This is a genomic window from Streptomyces sp. NPDC047853 (genome assembly GCF_043204535.1).
Taxonomy (GTDB): domain Bacteria; phylum Actinomycetota; class Actinomycetes; order Streptomycetales; family Streptomycetaceae; genus Streptomyces.
Map to the genome: position 1 here is coordinate 133,231 of NZ_JBIDCI010000007.1, position 17,564 is coordinate 150,794.

The 17,564-nt window shown below is 71.4% G+C and carries 12 protein-coding genes; 4 read left to right on the forward strand and 8 right to left on the reverse strand.

The genetic code is table 11. The annotated features are described in order from the left end of the window. Positions 1-61 precede the first annotated feature (61 nt). From parJ to ACGF5T_RS15840, 6 genes are all read right to left on the reverse strand, one after another. The gene (gene parJ, locus ACGF5T_RS15815) at positions 62-1,045 is read right to left on the reverse strand and encodes a filament polymerization regulator ParJ (RefSeq protein ID WP_356605965.1); all 984 of its coding nucleotides are present in this window, start codon (positions 1,043-1,045) and stop codon (positions 62-64) included. A 156-nt stretch (positions 1,046-1,201) separates the two neighbouring features. Beyond that, positions 1,202-1,873: a FadR/GntR family transcriptional regulator gene (locus ACGF5T_RS15820; protein WP_356605963.1), complete on the reverse strand. Its 672-nt coding sequence runs from the start codon at positions 1,871-1,873 to the stop codon at positions 1,202-1,204. 124 nt (positions 1,874-1,997) lie between these two features. After that, positions 1,998-3,614 carry a glycerol-3-phosphate dehydrogenase/oxidase gene (locus ACGF5T_RS15825; RefSeq protein WP_356605961.1) on the reverse strand — a complete coding sequence of 539 codons (1,617 nt, stop codon included), beginning with the start codon at positions 3,612-3,614 and terminating at the stop codon, positions 1,998-2,000. 17 nt (positions 3,615-3,631) lie between these two features. Continuing rightward, entirely contained in the window at positions 3,632-5,170 is a 1,539-nt protein-coding gene (gene glpK, locus ACGF5T_RS15830; RefSeq protein WP_356605959.1) for a glycerol kinase GlpK, read from the reverse strand. An 84-nt stretch (positions 5,171-5,254) separates the two neighbouring features. Beyond that, on the reverse strand, positions 5,255-6,049 hold the full coding sequence (locus ACGF5T_RS15835) for an MIP/aquaporin family protein (protein ID WP_356605957.1): 795 nt from the start codon (positions 6,047-6,049) through the stop codon (positions 5,255-5,257). 338 nt (positions 6,050-6,387) lie between these two features. After that, the gene (locus ACGF5T_RS15840) at positions 6,388-7,152 is read right to left on the reverse strand and encodes an IclR family transcriptional regulator (protein ID WP_361017555.1); all 765 of its coding nucleotides are present in this window, start codon (positions 7,150-7,152) and stop codon (positions 6,388-6,390) included. A gap of 439 nt (positions 7,153-7,591) precedes the next feature. On the opposite strand from ACGF5T_RS15840, the gene metH reads away from it, so the two are divergent. The 3 genes from metH to ACGF5T_RS15855 all read left to right on the forward strand — a co-directional run bounded on the left by metH (position 7,592) and on the right by ACGF5T_RS15855 (position 13,982). Next, positions 7,592-11,104 (forward strand): methionine synthase, encoded by a 3,513-nt coding sequence (metH, locus tag ACGF5T_RS15845; RefSeq protein WP_361017553.1) that lies wholly within the window; start codon positions 7,592-7,594, stop codon positions 11,102-11,104. Positions 11,105-11,231: 127 nt separating this feature from the next. Next, entirely contained in the window at positions 11,232-11,933 is a 702-nt protein-coding gene (locus ACGF5T_RS15850) for an HAD family phosphatase (protein WP_361017551.1), read from the forward strand. Between the two features lie 444 nt (positions 11,934-12,377). Continuing rightward, positions 12,378-13,982: an ABC transporter substrate-binding protein gene (locus ACGF5T_RS15855; protein WP_361017549.1), complete on the forward strand. Its 1,605-nt coding sequence runs from the start codon at positions 12,378-12,380 to the stop codon at positions 13,980-13,982. 75 nt (positions 13,983-14,057) lie between these two features. Here ACGF5T_RS15855 and ACGF5T_RS15860 read toward each other — a convergent pair whose 3' ends face one another. Together ACGF5T_RS15860 and ACGF5T_RS15865 are read right to left on the reverse strand one after the other, a co-directional pair. Continuing rightward, complete coding sequence (locus ACGF5T_RS15860; protein ID WP_361017547.1) at positions 14,058-14,729, reverse strand: response regulator transcription factor; 672 nt, start codon at positions 14,727-14,729, stop codon at positions 14,058-14,060. A gap of 14 nt (positions 14,730-14,743) precedes the next feature. Beyond that, positions 14,744-15,733 carry a RecB family exonuclease gene (locus ACGF5T_RS15865; protein ID WP_356605945.1) on the reverse strand — a complete coding sequence of 330 codons (990 nt, stop codon included), beginning with the start codon at positions 15,731-15,733 and terminating at the stop codon, positions 14,744-14,746. A gap of 172 nt (positions 15,734-15,905) precedes the next feature. Between ACGF5T_RS15865 and ACGF5T_RS15870 the strand changes: the two genes are divergently transcribed. Further along, on the forward strand, positions 15,906-17,519 hold the full coding sequence (locus ACGF5T_RS15870) for a site-2 protease family protein (protein ID WP_361017545.1): 1,614 nt from the start codon (positions 15,906-15,908) through the stop codon (positions 17,517-17,519). The last annotated feature ends 45 nt before the right edge of the window (positions 17,520-17,564 follow it).

Consider the following 17,564-nt stretch of genomic DNA (forward strand, 5'->3'; position numbering starts at 1 on the left):
CGCGTGCGGCAGGGGGCGCTTCCCGCGGGAAGCGCCCCCTGCCGCATGTCTGCGCGTCGACTCAGTCCTCCGAGGACTCCTCGTCGTCGCCGCTCGTCTTCGGCGGTCTCGGCGGACGGGCCCGCCCGCTCGGGTTGTCCCGGAGGAACGGTGTCTGGGGCGTGCCGTCGCCGCCGTCCGCCGTGGCGTGGCCGCCCGGTCCGGAGCCGTCCCGGCGGCGCAGGTACCGCTCGAACTCGCGGGCGATCGCCTCACCCGACGCCTCCGGCAGCTCCGCGGTGTCCCGGGCCTCCTCCAGCGACTGGACGTACTCGGCGACCTCGCTGTCCTCGGCGGCGAGCTGGTCCACGCCCGTCTGCCAGGCACGCGCGTCCTCGGGCAGCTCGCCCAGCGGCACGCGCACGCCGATCAGGTCCTCCAGCCGGTTCAGCAGGGCCAGCGTGGCCTTCGGGTTGGGCGGCTGCGACACGTAGTGCGGCACCGCGGCCCACAGGGACACGGCCGGTACGCCCGCGTGGGTGCAGGCCTCCTGGAGGATGCCGACGATGCCCGTGGGCCCCTCGTACTTGGTCTCCTCCAGGTCCATGCGCCGGGCCAGGTCGGCGTCCGACGTGGTCCCGCTGATCGGGACCGGACGCGTGTGCGGGGTGTCGCCCAGCAGGGCGCCCAGGACGACCACCAGCTCGACGCCCAGCTCATGGGCGAAGCCGAGCAGTTCGTTGCAGAACGAGCGCCAGCGCATGGACGGTTCGATCCCGCGGACCAGGACGAGGTCGCGCGGTGTGTCGCCGCCGACGCGCACCACCGAGAGCCGGGTCGTCGGCCAGGTGATCTTGCGGACGCCGTCCTCCATGAACACCGTGGGCCGGTTGACCTGGAAGTCGTAGTAGTCCTCGGCGTCCAGCGCCGCGAACACCTCGCCCTTCCACTCCCGGTCGAGATGCGCGACCGCGGTGGAGGCGGCGTCACCTGCGTCGTTCCAGCCCTCGAACGCGGCCACCATGACCGGGTCGACCAGCTCGGGAACCCCCTCGAGCTCGATCACCCAGCGCCTCCTTCCGACGTGCCCTCGCGTACCCCACAACCTTACGGCGTGCCGAGGGGCCCTCCGCAGCCCCCTTGCGCGGGGTGGTGAACGGATCACTGCCCCGTTCCCGGCGCCCGGACACCCGCCGCGCCGCCGCACCACCGGCCAGGACGGTCAGAGACTGGCGCGCAGCCACTGCTCCACGGACGCGATGTGCACCGTCGCCCACGAACGCGCCGCCTCCGCGTCCCGGTCGCGCAACGCGGCGAGGATCGCGCGGTGCTCGTGCAGGGTGCGGCCGACCGCGTCCTCCTGGGTGAGCCCGCGCCAGACCCGGGCCCGCGTGGTGGGACCGGACAGGCCGTCGAGGAGGGAGCACAGGACCGAGTTGCCCGAGGCTCCGACGATGCTCCGGTGGAACTCGAGGTCGCAGGCGACCAGTTCCTCCACCGACGGTTCGGTGCCCAGGGCGTCCAGCCGTGCGCCGAGGGCGTCCAGTTCCCGCTCACTGATCCGGGAGGCCGCCAGCGCGGTCGCGGCCGGCTCCAGCATGCGGCGCACGGCGAGGAACTCCAGCACCGTGTCGTCGCGGTGGAAGTCGACGACGAAGCTGAGGGCCTCCAGCAGGAGTTGCGGATCCAGACTGGTGACGTAGGTGCCGTCCCCCTGGCGCACGTCCAGGATCCGGATCAGGGAGAGCGCGCGCACGGCCTCGCGCAGGGAGTTGCGGGACAGGCCGAGGCCGGCGGCGAGTTCGCTCTCCCTGGGCAGCCGGTCGCCCGGTCGCAGCGCGCCGGAGACGATCATGCCCTTGATCTTCTCGATCGCCTCGTCGGTGACCGCCACGGCCGACCTCCCTGGGTCCGGGATGCCGCTGAGACATCCGATGTCTCAGGACATTATGGCGGTCCCGGGGCACCGCCGTCCGCCGCCCACCGGCCGGGGAGGCGGTGGGCGGCGGACGCGGGTCTCACTTCCCGTCGAGCAGGTCCTGGACCTTCGCGCGGACCTCGTCCGTGGCCAGGCCGCGGATCGTCAGCGTCGTCCGGCGGCGCAGCACGTCCTCCGGGGTCTGGGCCCACTCGTTGTCGCGCGCCCACACGACCTGTGCCCAGATCTCCGGGGCGTCCGGGTGGACGCGGGCGGCCAGCTCCGGGTTCTCGTTGGCGAGCCGCGCGATGTCGAAGGCCAGCGAGCCGTAGTGCGTGGCCAGGTGCCTGGCGGTGTCCGCCGCCATCCGCGGACCGGGCGCCGGGTTGTCCACCAGCAGCCGGTGCGCGACGGCGCGCGGGTTGGCGACGCCGGGCAGCGGCAGCTTCTTCGGCAGCGAGGCGATCGGCTCGAAGTCGTCGCCGAGGGGGTGGCCCGGCAGCGCCTCCAGCTTCTTCATGACCGTACGGCCGATGTGGCGGAAGGTGGTCCACTTGCCGCCGGCGACGGACAGCATGCCGCCGCGGCCCTCGGTGACGACCGTCTCGCGCTTCGCCTTCGCGGTGTCACCGGGACCGCCCGGCAGCACCCGCAGACCCGCGAAGGAGTACGTGATCAGGTCCCGGTCGAGCTGCTGGTCGCGGATGGAGAACGCGGCCTCGTCGAGGATCTGGGCTATGTCCTTGTCGTTGACCGAGACGTCACCCGGGTCACCCTCGAACTCCTCGTCGGTCGTACCGAGCAGGAGCATGTCCTCCCAGGGGAGGGCGAAGGTGATCCGGTACTTGTCGATCGGGGTCGCCAGCGCGGCCTTCCAGGGCGCGGTGCGCTTGAGCACCAGGTGCGCGCCCTTGGACAGGCGGATGGACGGGGCCGCGGCCGGGTCCTCCATCCGGCGCAGGTGGTCGACCCAGGGGCCGGTGGCGTTGAGCACGAGGCGGGCGTTCACCCCGAACTCGTCCCCGGTCATCCGGTCCTTCAGCTCGGCACCGGTCACCCGGCCCCGGGTGAACCGCAGGCCGGTCACCTCGGCGTGGTTGAGCACCACCGCGCCGGAGTCGACCGCCGCGCGGACGGTCATCAGGGCCATGCGGGCGTCGTTCATCTGGTCGTCGCCGTACACGGCCACGGCCTTCAGGTTGTCGGTGCGCAGCTCCGGCACGTCCTGCGCGGCCTTGGCCGGGGAGAGCAGGTGGCCGACGCCGTCACCGAAGGCGGACAGCGCCGAGTACGCGAAGACGCCGGCCCCGAGCTTCGCCGCGCCGTGCGGCCCGCCCTTGTACACGGGGAGGTAGAAGGTGAGCGGGTTCGCCAGGTGGGGGGCCACCTGGCGGGAGACCGCACGGCGCTCGAAGTGGTTCTCCGCCACCAGCTTCACCGCGCCGGTCTGCAGGTAGCGCAGTCCGCCGTGGAGCAGCTTGGAGGAGGCTGAGGAGGTGGCGCCGGCGAAGTCGCCGGCGTCGACCACGGCCACCCTGAGGCCGGACTGCGCGGCGTGCCAGGCGGTGGAGATGCCGAGGATGCCGCCGCCGATCACGAGAAGGTCGTACGACGCCTTGGAGAGCTGCTCCCGGGTCTCGGCCCGGCTCGGGTTGGAGCCGGAGGCCGAGTGGGTCCCCAGGGCAGGCACGGACTGCAGGGCGGGCTGTGTGGTCATTGCGGTCTTGCTCCTAGTCAGTCTTCGTCGGCGATCCAGCCCATGGTCCGCTCGACGGCCTTGAGCCAGCTCTTGTACTCACGGTCGCGGGTGTCCGCGTCCATGCGGGGGGTCCACTCGGCGGCCCGCCGCCAGTTGGCGCGCAGGTCGTCGGTGCTGTTCCAGAAGCCGACGGCCAGGCCGGCGGCGTAGGCGGCGCCGAGGCAGGTGGTCTCGGCGACCATCGGGCGCACCACGGGGGCGTCCACGAAGTCGGCGAGGGTCTGCATCAGCAGGTTGTTGGAGGTCATGCCGCCGTCGACCTTGAGGGCGGTCAGCTCCACCCCGGAGTCCTTCGTCATGGCGTCCGCGATCTCGCGGGTCTGCCAGGCGGTGGCCTCCAGGACGGCGCGCGCGAGGTGCGCCTTGGTGACGTACCGGGTGAGGCCGGCGATCACACCGCGGGCGTCGGAGCGCCAGTACGGGGCGAAGAGGCCGGAGAAGGCCGGCACGAAGTAGGCGCCGCCGTTGTCCTCGACCGTGAGGGCGAGGGTCTCGATCTCGGCGGCGGTGGAGATCAGGCCCATCTGGTCGCGCATCCACTGCACCAGCGAACCGGTGACGGCGATCGAGCCCTCCAGGGCGTAGACCGTGTCCTGGTCGCCGATCTTGTAGCCGACGGTGGTGAGCAGGCCCGAGTAGGAGTTGATGAGCTTGTCACCGGTGTTCATCACCATGAAGGTGCCGGTGCCGTACGTCGACTTGGTCTCGCCCTCGGAGAAGCAGGTCTGGCCGAACAGGGCCGCCTGCTGGTCGCCGAGCGCGGAGGCGACCGGGATGCCGCCGAGCAGCTCGCCGAGCCGGCCGCCCGTGATCTCGCCGTACACCTCGGCGGAGGAGCGGATCTCGGGGAGCATCTGCGTCGGCACGCCGATCGACTCGGCGATCTTCTCGTCCCACTGCATGGTGTGCAGGTTCATCAGCATGGTGCGCGAGGCGTTGGTGACGTCGGTGACGTGCTTGCCGCCGTTCACCCCGCCGGTCAGGTTCCAGATGACCCAGGTGTCCATGGTGCCGAACAGCAGGTCGCCCGCGTCGGCGCGCTCGCGCAGGCCGTCCACGTTGTCGAGCAGCCAGCGGGCCTTGGGGCCGGCGAAGTAGGAGGCGAGGGGCAGGCCGGTCTCGCGGCGGAAGCGGTCCTGGCCGACGTTGCGCCCGAGCTCCCGGCAGAGGGCGTCGGTGCGGGTGTCCTGCCAGACGATGGCGTTGTGGACGGGCTCGCCGGTGTTCTTGTCCCAGACCAGCGTGGTCTCGCGCTGGTTGGTGATGCCGATGGCCTTGATGTCGTCACGGGTGATGCCGGCCTTCTCGACCGCCCCGGCGACGACCTCCTGGACGTTGGTCCAGATCTCGGTGGCGTCGTGCTCGACCCAGCCGGGCTTGGGGAAGATCTGCTCGTGCTCCTTCTGGTCGACGGAGACGATGCGTCCGTCGCGGTCGAAGACGATGCAGCGCGAGGAGGTGGTGCCCTGGTCGATCGCGGCGATGAAGGGGCCTGCGGTGTGAGCGTCGGTCACTGTGTGCTCCTGGGTTCCGTGGTGTGGTGGCCGGTGCGTACGGCGCGTGTACTGCGGCTCGATGATGGCCGGGCGGAGGTCCGCTCAGGCGAACGCGACGTTGTAGACACCTCCGGCGATCGCACCGCCGATCAGCGGGCCGACGACCGGTATCCAGGCGTAGGACCAGTCGGAGCCGCCCTTGTTCGGCAGGGGCAGCAGGGCGTGCACGATGCGCGGGCCGAGGTCGCGGACCGGGTTGATCGCGTAACCCGTCGGGCCGCCGAGGGAGAGGCCGATCGAGACCACCACGAACGCGGTGGCCAGGGCGCCCAGGACGCCGAGGCCGTTGCCCTCGTCGTTGAGGCCCTGGGTGAGGATGGCGAGCAGCAGGACGAAGGTGCCGATGATCTCGGTGGCGAGGTTCTGGACCGTGTGCCGGATCTCCGGGCCGGTGGAGAAGACGCCGAGGACGGGGCCGGCGCCCTTCTCCTGGGCCTCGACGGCCTTGGCCGTGGTGTCCTGCGCGCCCGGACCGCCGACGATCTCCCGGTCGGTGAGGTGCGCCTGGAACTGGCCGTAGTAGGCGAGCCAGACCAGGACCGCGCCGATCATGGCGCCCAGGAGCTGGCCGGCGAAGTAGGTCGGGGTGTTGCTCCAGTCACCGTCCTTGATCGCGATGCCGACGGTGACGGCCGGGTTGAGGTGGGCACCGGAGAGCGGACCCGAGATGTACGCCGCCGTCATGACGGCGAAACCCCACCCGAAGGTGATGGCGAGCCAGCCGGCGTTGCGGGCCTTGGAGGCCTTGAGCGTCACGGCGGCGCAGACACCGCCGCCGAGCAGGATGAGTATGGCGGTACCGATGGTCTCGCCGATGAAGATGTCGGAGCTGGACACCCGCGACTCCTTTGTCCTTCGTCCAGGGGAAGCCGAACCCCGGGTCCCTCCGGGTGTTCCGGCGCCCTCGGTGTGAGAGCGATGGCGGCCCTTGGCGTTGTCACACTCTAACGCGTATTGCCGGTAGGTGTTCGACAATGCCGACCGATGGACGCGAGTCTCGCTTCGCCCTCACACATGCGTCAAGAGCTCTGTAATCGAAAGCACGATCGTTATTGATCGTCGCGGGTTATCGGTCCCGGGAGCCGGGCGGACGGAAGCCGCCCCGGGGCACGCGAAAGGACCGGGACGCCGTCCGGCATCCCGGTCCCGATCCTCGTGTCCGCGGCCGAAAGGTCCTAGAAGCGCCCGGCGCCCAGGTCCCGCGACACCGCGCGGGCGCAGTCGCGCACCGCCGCGACCAGCTCGGGCCGCAGCTCACCGTCCCGGCACAGTCGCTCCACGGCCCCGGTGATGCCGACCGCGCCGACCGGCATGCGCCTGCGGTCGTGGATGGGCGCGGCGATGGAGGCCACACCCTCCCAGGTCTCCTCGACGTCGGCCGCGTAGCCACGCGCGCGGGTGATGTCCAGGATGCTCTCGAAGGCGTCCGGATCGCAGACCGTCCGGTCCGTGAACGCCTTGCGGTCGGCCTCCAGCGCCTCGCTGTGCGCGACCGGGTCGTACGCCGACAGCACCTTGCCCAGCGCCGTGCAGTGCAGGGGTTGCATGGCCCCGATCTCCAGGACCTGCCGGCTGTCGTCCGGCCGGAAGACGTGGTGCACGATCAGGACGCCCTGCTGGTGCAAGACGCCCAGGTGGACGCTCTCGCCGCTGGAGCGCGCCAGGTCGTCCGTCCACACCAGGGCGCGCGCCCGCAGCTCGTGCACGTCGAGGTAGGTCGTGCCCAGGCGCAGCAGCTCCGCGCCGAGCTGGTAGCGCCCGGACGCGTCGTCCTGCTCTACGAAGCCCTCCTGCTGGAGGGTGCGCAGGATGCCGTGGGCGGTGCCTTTGGCCAGTCCCAGCGACGAGGCGATGTCCGACAGGCCGAGCCGCCGCTCGCCGCCCGCGAGCAGGCGCAGCATCGCGGCCGCCCGTTCGAGCGACTGGATGTTCCGTGCCATCGACGTACTGCCTCCGTCCCCTTCGACTGCCGACCTCGGCGACGCTGACGTCGTTCGGCAATGCCGAACACTACCGGTCGTTGCCGACCTCCCGCTAATGGTCGATGGGCAACTGTTGCACTTCGGCCATGCCGCGGTGGCTCGTATCTCGCCCCGCAGACCACGGTCACGGCCGCCGCGGGGCCGCCCTGGGGCCGTCGCAGAGCCGTCGCCGGGCCGTCGCCGGGCGCGGCGGCCGGCAGGCGGGCCGGTCCCGGTGCCGGATGCTCACTCCTTCGGCGGCGCTCCGCCCCGCCATCCGCGTCCGTGTCGTGGACGCCCTGACCGTCCGCCCCCGGTCCCGGCTACGCTGGCGGCGTGCGTTCTCCCCGGGACGTCCCCTGCGGACGGCCCCGGGCAGCGCAAAGCCGACAGCCGTCGCATCCTAGGGAGCCCCTTCATGGCCTCGTCGCCGTCCACCCCTTCCGCCGACACCCGGACCCGTGTGTCCGCCCTGCGCGAGGCGCTCGCCACCCGCGTGGTGGTCGCCGACGGCGCGATGGGCACCATGCTCCAGGCGCAGAACCCCTCGCTGGACGACTTCCAGCAGCTGGAGGGCTGCAACGAGGTCCTGAACCTGACCCGGCCCGACATCGTGCGCTCGGTGCACGAGGAGTACTTCGCGGCCGGCGTGGACTGCGTGGAGACCAACACCTTCGGCGCCAACCACTCCGCGCTCGGCGAGTACGACATCCCCGAGCGCGTCCACGAGCTGTCGGAGGCCGGCGCGCGGGTCGCCCGCGAGGTCGCCGACGAGTTCGCCGCCCGGGACGGCCGGCAGCGCTGGGTCCTCGGCTCCATGGGCCCCGGCACCAAGCTCCCCACCCTCGGCCACGCCCCGTACCGGATCCTGCGCGACGCCTACCAGCGCAACGCCGAGGGACTGGTGGCCGGCGGAGCCGACGCGCTGCTGGTGGAGACCACGCAGGACCTGCTCCAGACCAAGGCCTCCGTGCTCGGCGCCCGGCGCGCCCTGGACGCCCTCGGCCTCGACGTGCCGGTGATCGTGTCCGTGACCGTCGAGACGACCGGGACGATGCTCCTCGGCTCCGAGATCGGCGCCGCCCTGACCGCGCTGGAGCCGCTCGGCATCGACATGATCGGCCTGAACTGCGCCACCGGCCCGGCCGAGATGAGCGAGCACCTGCGCTACCTGGCCCGGCACTCCCGCATCCCGCTGTCCTGCATGCCCAACGCCGGACTGCCCGTCCTCGGCAAGGACGGCGCCCACTACCCGCTGACCGCGCCGGAGCTGGCGGACGCCCAGGAGACCTTCGTCCGCGAGTACGGCCTCTCCCTGGTCGGCGGCTGCTGCGGCACCACGCCCGAGCACCTGCGGCAGGTCGTGGAGCGGGTCCGCGGCACCGCGCCGACCGAGCGGCACCCCCGCCCGGAGCCCGGCGCGGCCTCCCTGTACCAGTCGGTGCCCTTCCGCCAGGACACCTCGTACCTGGCGATCGGTGAGCGGACCAACGCCAACGGCTCCAAGAAGTTCCGCGAGGCCATGCTGGACGGCCGCTGGGACGACTGTGTGGAGATCGCCCGCGACCAGATCCGCGAGGGCGCGCACATGCTGGACCTGTGCGTGGACTACGTGGGCCGCGACGGCGTGGCCGACATGGAGGAGCTGGCCGGCCGGTTCGCCACCGCCTCGACGCTGCCGGTCGTGCTGGACTCCACCGAGGTCGAGGTGCTCCGGGCCGGCCTGGAGAAGCTCGGCGGCCGCGCGGTGATCAACTCCGTCAACTACGAGGACGGCGCCGGCCCCGAGTCCCGCTTCGCCAAGGTCACCCGGCTGGCGCGCGAGCACGGCGCCGCGCTGATCGCGCTCACCATCGACGAGGAGGGCCAGGCCCGTACCGCCGAGAAGAAGGTCGAGATCGCCGAACGGCTGATCGAGGACCTGACCGGCAACTGGGGCATCCACGAGTCGGACATCCTCGTCGACTGTCTGACCTTCACCATCTGCACCGGCCAGGAGGAGTCCCGCAAGGACGGCATCGCCACCATCGAGGGCATCCGGGAACTGAAGCGGCGCCACCCGGACGTGCAGACCACCCTCGGCCTGTCGAACATCTCCTTCGGCCTCAACCCGGCCGCCCGCATCCTGCTCAACTCGGTCTTCCTGGACGAGTGCGTGAAGGCCGGCCTGGACTCGGCGATCGTGCACGCCTCGAAGATCCTGCCGATCGCCCGCTTCGACGAGGAGCAGGTCACCACCGCCCTCGACCTGATCCACGACCGCCGCCGCGAGGGCTACGACCCGCTGCAGAAGCTCATGCAGCTCTTCGAGGGCGCCACCGCGAAGTCGCTGAAGGCGTCCAAGGCCGAGGAACTGGCCGCGCTCCCGCTGGAGGAGCGGCTCAAGCGGCGCATCATCGACGGCGAGAAGAACGGCCTGGAGCAGGACCTGGACGCGGCCCTCCAGGAGCGTCCCGCCCTGGACATCGTCAACGAGACCCTGCTGGACGGCATGAAGGTCGTCGGCGAGCTGTTCGGGTCGGGGCAGATGCAGCTGCCGTTCGTGCTCCAGTCCGCCGAGGTCATGAAGACCGCGGTGGCCCACCTGGAGCCGCACATGGAGAAGACCGACGACGACGGCAAGGGCACGATCGTGCTGGCCACGGTCCGCGGCGACGTGCACGACATCGGCAAGAACCTCGTCGACATCATCCTGTCGAACAACGGCTACACCGTCGTCAACCTCGGCATCAAGCAGCCGGTCTCCGCGATCCTCGAGGCGGCCGAGGAGCACCGCGCCGACGTGATCGGCATGTCCGGTCTCCTGGTCAAGTCCACGGTGATCATGAAGGAGAACCTGGAGGAGCTGAACCAGCGCAAGCTGGCCGCCGACTACCCGGTGATCCTCGGCGGCGCGGCCCTCACCCGGGCCTACGTCGAGCAGGACCTGCACGAGATCTACGACGGCGAGGTCCGCTACGCCCGCGACGCCTTCGAGGGCCTGCGGCTGATGGACGCGCTGATCGGCATCAAGCGGGGCGTGCCCGGCGCACAACTGCCCGAGCTGCGGCAGCGCCGCGTGCGGGCGGCCACCGTCGAGGTCGAGGAGCGGCCCGAGGAAGGGCACGTCCGCTCCGACGTCGCCGTCGACAACCCCGTCCCCGAGCCGCCTTTCCGGGGCACCCGCGTCGTCAAGGGCATCCAGCTCAAGGAGTACGCGTCCTGGCTCGACGAGGGCGCCCTCTTCAAGGGCCAGTGGGGCCTCAAGCAGGCCCGCACCGGCGAGGGCCCGTCGTACGAGGAACTGGTCGAGACCGAGGGCCGTCCGCGCCTGCGCGGCCTGCTGGACCGGCTCCAGACGGAGAACCTGCTGGAGGCGGCCGTGGTCTACGGCTACTTCCCCTGCGTGTCCAAGGACGACGACCTGATCGTCCTCGACGACGCGGGCAACGAGCGCACCCGCTTCACCTTCCCGCGCCAGCGGCGCGGCCGGCGGCTGTGCCTCGCGGACTTCTTCCGCCCGGAGGAGTCCGGCGAGACCGACGTCGTCGGCTTCCAGGTCGTCACCGTCGGCTCCCGGATCGGCGAGGAGACGGCCCGGATGTTCGAGGCCAACGCCTACCGCGACTACCTCGAACTGCACGGGCTGTCGGTCCAGCTCGCCGAGGCCCTCGCCGAGTACTGGCACGCGCGCGTCCGCTCCGAGCTGGGCTTCGCGGGGGAGGACCCCGCCGAGATGGAGGACATGTTCGCCCTGAAGTACCGGGGCGCCCGCTTCTCCCTCGGCTACGGCGCCTGCCCGGACCTCGAGGACCGCGCCAAGATCGCCGACCTGCTCCGGCCGGAACGGATCGGCGTCCACCTCTCCGAGGAGTTCCAGCTCCACCCCGAGCAGTCCACCGACGCCATCGTGATCCACCACCCGGAGGCCAAGTACTTCAACGCCCGCTGAGGCCTCCCGCACCGCTCCGCAGGCCACACCAGGCGTTCTCGACCCGCACGACGTACACTGGTCGGTCCACCGCAGGCCGGTTCCCTTCCCGGGAACCGGCCTGATCGTCCCTCAAGGAGGTACGTGGATGACCAGTACGGTCCCCGCGCTCGGAACCCGTACGGCCGAAGGCTCCGCCCTGCAGGCCGTGCTGCTCGACATGGACGGCACCCTGGTGGACACGGAGGGCTTCTGGTGGGACGTCGAGGTGGAGGTCTTCGCCTCCCTCGGCCACACCCTGGACGACTCGTGGCGCCATGTCGTCGTCGGCGGTCCCATGAGCCGCAGCGCCGGCTTCCTGATCGAGGCGACCGGGGCGGACATCACCCTCGCCGAGCTGAGCGTGCTGCTCAACGACGGCTTCGAGCAGCGCATCGCCCGCACCCTGCCGCTCATGCCGGGCGCCGCCCGCCTGCTCGCCGAACTCGCCGCGCACGAGATCCCCACGGCCCTGGTCTCGGCCTCGCACCGACGCATCATCGACCGCGTGCTGACCTCGCTCGGCCCCCAGCACTTCGCCCTCACGGTGGCCGGCGACGAGGTGCCCCGCACCAAGCCGTACCCCGACCCGTACCTGGCCGCCGCGGCCGGACTCGGGGTGGACCCGGCCCGGTGCGCCGTCGTGGAGGACACCGCGACCGGGGTCGCCGCCGCCGAGGCGGCGGGCTGCCACGTGGTGGCCGTGCCCTCGGTGGCGCCCATCACCCCGGCGGCCCGGCGCACGGTGGTCGGCTCGCTGGAAGAGGTCGATCTGACATTCCTGCGCGGCCTGATGACACGAATGCGCTAGGTGTTCACCGAGCGTGCGGCACCGGCAACGCGGTAATTCCGGAAACCGCGTGCCCACGTCAACAAGGGGACACGGACGGGGAATTGCGACCGTTCCGGATGGCTGAATAAGGGCGCTCGTCACCCCAGGCCGAAGTGTGACGTTCGCCACCTTGCGCGGGGTCGACACGAAGGCGTAGATGTGCTGTCTCGGGCTTGGCGAACGTTGTCGAGGCGCCCTTGTGTCCTGATTGGTGAAACCCTGCACTAATCCTTCCACTGTCGGGTTTTCGGTGTGTCCGCACCCGGTTTCGCTCCGTGATGAGGCCCCAACTCCACTGGCTGCGAGCCCCCGTGCGGCCGCGGACTAATCTCGTCGCGAGAACATCGGCCACTACCCCCGTGATCCGCCGCGACACCCCTGCATGCCGGATACACGGACCGACAGCTCTGGAGAAACTCGAGCATGAACCGCAAGACTTTGGTGCTGCCGGCCGTCGTGGGCCTGCTCGCGCCGGTGCTCGCCGCCTGCGGCGGGTCCGACGGCGGCAGCGGCGGCGGGGACGCGATCGTCGTCGGCACCACGGACCGGTTCACCGCCTCGGAGGACGCGCCCGCGCCCCTCGACCCGGCGTTCGCCTACGACGTCGGCACCTGGAACATCCTGCGTCAGACCACGCAGACCCTGATGATCCAGCCCCGCGGCGACGGTGAACCCGTGCCCGAGGCCGCCGAGAAGTGCGGTTTCACCGACACCGGCAACGAGCGCTACGCGTGCACCCTGCGCGACGGCCTGAAGTTCGCGGGCGGCGACGCCGTCACCGCGGAGGACGTCAAGTTCTCCATCGAGCGCGCCCTGTCCATCAAGGCGGACAGCCAGGTTTTCGGTCTGCTCTCGACCGTCGACACCATCGAGACGCAGGGCGACCGCGAGGTCGTCTTCCACCTCAAGACCGCCGACGCCACCTTCCCGTACAAGCTGTCGACCCCGGTCGCCGGCATCGTCAACCCCGACGACTACGAGAAGGGCAAGCTGCGCGAGGGCTTCGCACTGGACGGCTCCGGCCCGTACACGATGAAGGCCGAGGTCGACGGCGACGAGATGACCAAGGCCGTGTTCACCAAGAACCCCGACTACAAGGGGAGTCTCACGGTGAACAACGACAAGGTCGAGGTCGTCTCGTTCGAGGACGCCGATGCCATGGGCAAGGCGCTCGACCAGGGCGACATCGACGTGATGACCCGTGCGATGACGCCGGACCAGATCCAGAAGCTGTCCAACGCCACGGACTCCGACGTCGACCTGGTCGAGGTGGCCGGTCTCGAGATCCGCTACCTGGGCTTCAACACGGACGCGGCGACGGTGAAGGACAAGGCCGTCCGACAGGCGATGGCCCAGCTCATCAACCGCAGCGAACTCGTCTCCGCGGTCTACGGCTCCCAGGCCGAACCGCTGTACTCGATGGTCCCGGCCAGCATCACCGGCCACTCCAACTCGTTCTTCAACAAGTACGGCGACCCGAGTACGAACAAGGCCAAGGGCCTGCTGGAGGACGCGGGCGTCGACACGCCCGTGAAGCTCACGATGCACTACACGACGGACCACTACGGTGCCGCCACCAAGCAGGAGTTCGAGCAGCTGCAGAAGCAGCTGAACGACAGCGGCCTCTTCGACGTCGACATCCAGGGCGCCCCCTGGGACAAGTTCCGCCCGGCGGAGCTGAAGGGCGAGTACGACGTCTTCGGCATGGGCTGGTTCCCCGACTTCCCGGACGCCGACAGCTTCATCGCCCCGTTCCTCGACAAGGACAACACCCTCAACTCGCCGTACGCGAACCCGCAGATCCGCAACACCCTGATCCCCGAGTCCCGTCGTGAGGCCGACCGCCTCTCCGCCGTGGACAGCCTCAACGAGATCCAGGACATCACCGCCGACGACGTCCCGGTGATCCCGCTGTGGCAGGGCAAGCAGTACGTCGCCGCACGCGACGACATCACCGGCACGGCCTACGTCCTCAACTCCTCCTCCACGCTCCAGGTCTGGGAGCTGGGCCGGGGCGTGAGCGGCTGACGTCCCCACCGGACACCACGACGAAGGGCGCCCTCCTCCCACGGGAGGAGGGCGCCCTTCGTGCCGAGCGGCCCGCTACTGCGCGCCGGGACGGACCAGACCGCTCTCGTACGCGTACACCGCTGCCTGTACACGGTCGCGCAGGCCCAGCTTGGTCAGCACATGACCCACATGGGTCTTGACCGTGGTCTCGCTGACGAAGAGGTCGGCGGCGATCTCCGCGTTCGACAGGCCGCGGGCCACCAGCTTCAGCACCTCGACCTCGCGATCGGTGAGGGTGTGCAACGTGTTGGGCACCGGGTCGTCCCCCGAGGGCAGATGCGTGGCGTACTTGTCGAGCAGCCGCCGGGTGATGCTCGGCGCGAGCATCGCCTCGCCGTTCGCCACCACGCGGATGGCCTGCACCAGTTCGGCGGCCGGGGCGTCCTTCAGCAGGAAGCCGCTGGCCCCCGCCTTCAGCGCCTCCACCACGTACTCGTCGAGGTCGAAGGTGGTCAGCACCAGCACCTTCGCCGGGCCGTCCCGCTCGGGCCCGGTGATCTGCCGGGTGGCCTCGACGCCGTCCATCCGCGGCATGCGGATGTCCATCAACACCACGTCGGGCTGGAGCGCCCGCACCTGGTCGAGTGCCTGGAGGCCGTCTCCGGCCTCGCCGACGACCGCGAGGTCCTGCTCCGCCTCCAGAATCATCCGGAAGCCCGTGCGCAGCAGCGGCTGGTCGTCGACCAGTAGGACGCGGATGGCCACGTAAGTCTCCTTCGCTAGTCCGGCCCCATTCTGCCCTGTCCGCCGTCGTCGGGGTCGGCCGCCCTCACGGGCAGCGGATAGGGCGGGGGAGTACCGCCGAACTCCGGACAGTGCGCCTGGTGGTCGCACCAGCCGCACAGCTTGGTGGGCCGCGGGCGCCAGTCGCCCGTCTCGGTCGCCAGCCGGATGGCCTCCCACAGCGCCAGCAGCTTGCGCTCGACCCGCTCCAGGTCGGCGACGACCGGATCGTAGGTGAGCACGTCACCACTGCCGAGATAGACGAGCTGAAGGCGGCGCGGGACGACCTTCTTCAGCCGCCACACCACCAGCGCGTAGAACTTCATCTGGAAGAGGGCGCCTTCGGCGTACTGCGGCCGGGGCGCCTTGCCCGTCTTGTAGTCGACGATCCGCACCTCGCCGGTGGGGGCCACGTCGACCCGGTCGATGATGCCGCGCAGCCGCAGGCCCGAGTCCAGCTCGGTCTCCACGAACAGCTCCCGCTCGGCCGGCTCCAGCCGGCTCGGGTCCTCCAGGGTGAACCAGCGCTCCACGAGTCGCTCGGCCTCGGTGAGCCACTGCGCCAGCCGCTCACCCTCCGGATCGTCGGCGAACAGCTCCCCGACCTCCGGCCTGCTCTCCCGCAGACGGTCCCACTGACCCGGGACCAGGGCCTTCGCCCGCGGTGCGGTGCGCTCGGCCGCCGGGGCGTCGAAGAGCCGCTCTAGCACCGCGTGCACCAGGGTGCCCCTGGTCGCGGCCTCGCTCGGCTTCTCCGGGAGACGGTCGATCACCCGGAACCGGTACAGCAGCGGGCACTGCATGAAGTCACCGGCCCGGGAGGGCGAGAGCGAGGAGGGCGCCACGGCCGCAGGGGCGGGCGCGGCGCCGGTGACGGCCCCGTCCACCGCCGAGTCCGCCGCCGCGCCCACGGGGCCCGCCGCCGTCACCGCCGGCCGGGCGGCCCCACCGGCGTCCGCCGCGACATCCTCGATGCTCGTCTCCATGCCCACAGACCTTACGGCCCGCGACTGACAGTCCCCCTCCCGCGGCCCCGACCCGTGCGACAGAAGGGAAGCACGGGGGTGCCGGAGCGGAACGGGTCACGACGGACGCATACCATCGAGACGAGACCTCCCGTCCGGCAGGCGCGGGAGACGCTTCGAACGAGGGGACACCGTGGACGTGAGCGGCGGGAACGGGCACCCGCGGTCCGGCAGCGACGAGCCGGCCGAGCCCGAGGCGAGCTCCACGGCCCCGGCCACCGGCTCCGCACAGCCGCAGCCCGCGGACTCCGGTCCGCCCGGGCACCGCCCCGGGGCCCGGCCGCCCCGGCCGACGGGCGAGGCCCCCGGCGAGCACCCCGGCCCGGCAACCGGGGAACACACGCCGGCACCGGGTACGCCGGCACCGGGCCCGGGGACGCAGGACCCGCCGGCACCGGGTCCTCACACACCGGGTCCCGGCACACCGGGTCCTCACACACCGGACCCCGAGACATCGTCTCCCCGCACGCCCGGCGGTGACCGCCCCGCCCATCCGCCCGTGGAACCGGGCCACAGCCCGTACGACGCCCACCCCGACCGCCCCCGTGCCGACGCCCACACCGGGGGGACCGGACCGGGCCGGCCGCCGCAGCGGCGGCCGGAGCCCGGGGGCGGCCTGCTGATGGGCCGGCCCTTCGGCGTGCCCGTCTACGTCGCGCCCAGCTGGTTCCTGGTCGCCGCCCTGATCACCTGGGTGTTCGGCGGCCAGCTCGACCGCGTGCTCCCCGAACTGGGCGCCGCCCGCTACCTGGTCTCCCTCTTCTTCGCGGTCGCCTTCTACGCCTCCGTCCTCGTCCACGAGCTGGCGCACACCATCGCAGCGCTCCGCTTCAAGCTCCCGGTCCGCCGCATCCAGCTCCAGTTCTTCGGCGGCGTCTCCGAGATCGAGAAGGAGGCCGAGACCCCCGGCCGCGAGTTCGTGCTGGCCTTCGTCGGCCCGCTGCTCTCCCTCGTCCTGGCCGGCGTCTTCTACGTCGCGATGCTCCCCGTCGAACCCGGCACGGTCCCCGGCGTGCTCCTGGCCGGCCTGATGATCTCCAACCTCCTCGTAGCCGCGTTCAACCTGCTGCCCGGCCTCCCGCTCGACGGCGGCCGGATGCTCCGCGCCGTCGTCTGGAAGATCACCGGCAAGCCGATGAACGGCACGGTCGCCGCGGCCTGGGTCGGCCGCGCCCTCGCCGTCGCCGTCCTGATCGGGCTGCCCCTGGTCACCAGCGCCCTCGGCTCCGGCGCCGTGGACGACGTCGGCATGGACACGGTGATGGACGCCCTGCTCGCCGCGATCCTCGCCGCGATCATCTGGACCGGCGCCGGGAACAGCCTCCGCATGGCCCGCCTGCGCGAGCACCTGCCGGAGCTGCGCGCCCGCGCCCTCACCCGGCGCGCCGTCCCCGTCCCGGCCGACACCCCGCTCTCCGAAGCCCTGCGGCGCGCCAACGCCTCGGGCGCCCGCGCCCTGGTCGTCGTGGACGCCGACGGCATTCCCGTCTCCCTGGTCCGCGAGGCCGCCATCGTCGGCGTGCCCGAGCACCGCCGCCCCTGGGTGCCGGTCAGCGGCCTCGCCCAGGACCTCACCGACGGCATGCGCGTCTCCGCCGAGCTCTCCGGCGAGGAACTCCTGGACGCGCTGCGCGCCAACCCGGCCACCGAGTACCTGGTGGTCGAGGACACCGGTGAGATCTACGGAGTCCTGTCCGCCGCCGACGTGGAGCGCGCCTTCGTCAAGGCCATGGCCCGCCCTTCCTGACCTCCACCCAGACCTCCGCCGTGGTCGGCGGCCCCGCCGGGGACC

Excerpts from the sequence above, each read along its gene's own strand:
- ACGF5T_RS15825 (WP_356605961.1), bottom strand. The coding sequence starts at position 3,614 with ATGACCACACAGCCCGCCCTGCAGTCCGTGCCTGCCCTGGGGACCCAC.
- ACGF5T_RS15840 (WP_361017555.1), bottom strand. The coding sequence starts at position 7,152 with ATGGCACGGAACATCCAGTCGCTCGAACGGGCGGCCGCGATGCTGCGC.
- metH (WP_361017553.1), top strand. The coding sequence starts at position 7,592 with ATGGCCTCGTCGCCGTCCACCCCTTCCGCCGACACCCGGACCCGTGTG.
- ACGF5T_RS15850 (WP_361017551.1), top strand. The coding sequence starts at position 11,232 with ATGACCAGTACGGTCCCCGCGCTCGGAACCCGTACGGCCGAAGGCTCC.
- ACGF5T_RS15855 (WP_361017549.1), top strand. The coding sequence starts at position 12,378 with ATGAACCGCAAGACTTTGGTGCTGCCGGCCGTCGTGGGCCTGCTCGCG.
- ACGF5T_RS15865 (WP_356605945.1), bottom strand. The coding sequence starts at position 15,733 with ATGGAGACGAGCATCGAGGATGTCGCGGCGGACGCCGGTGGGGCCGCC.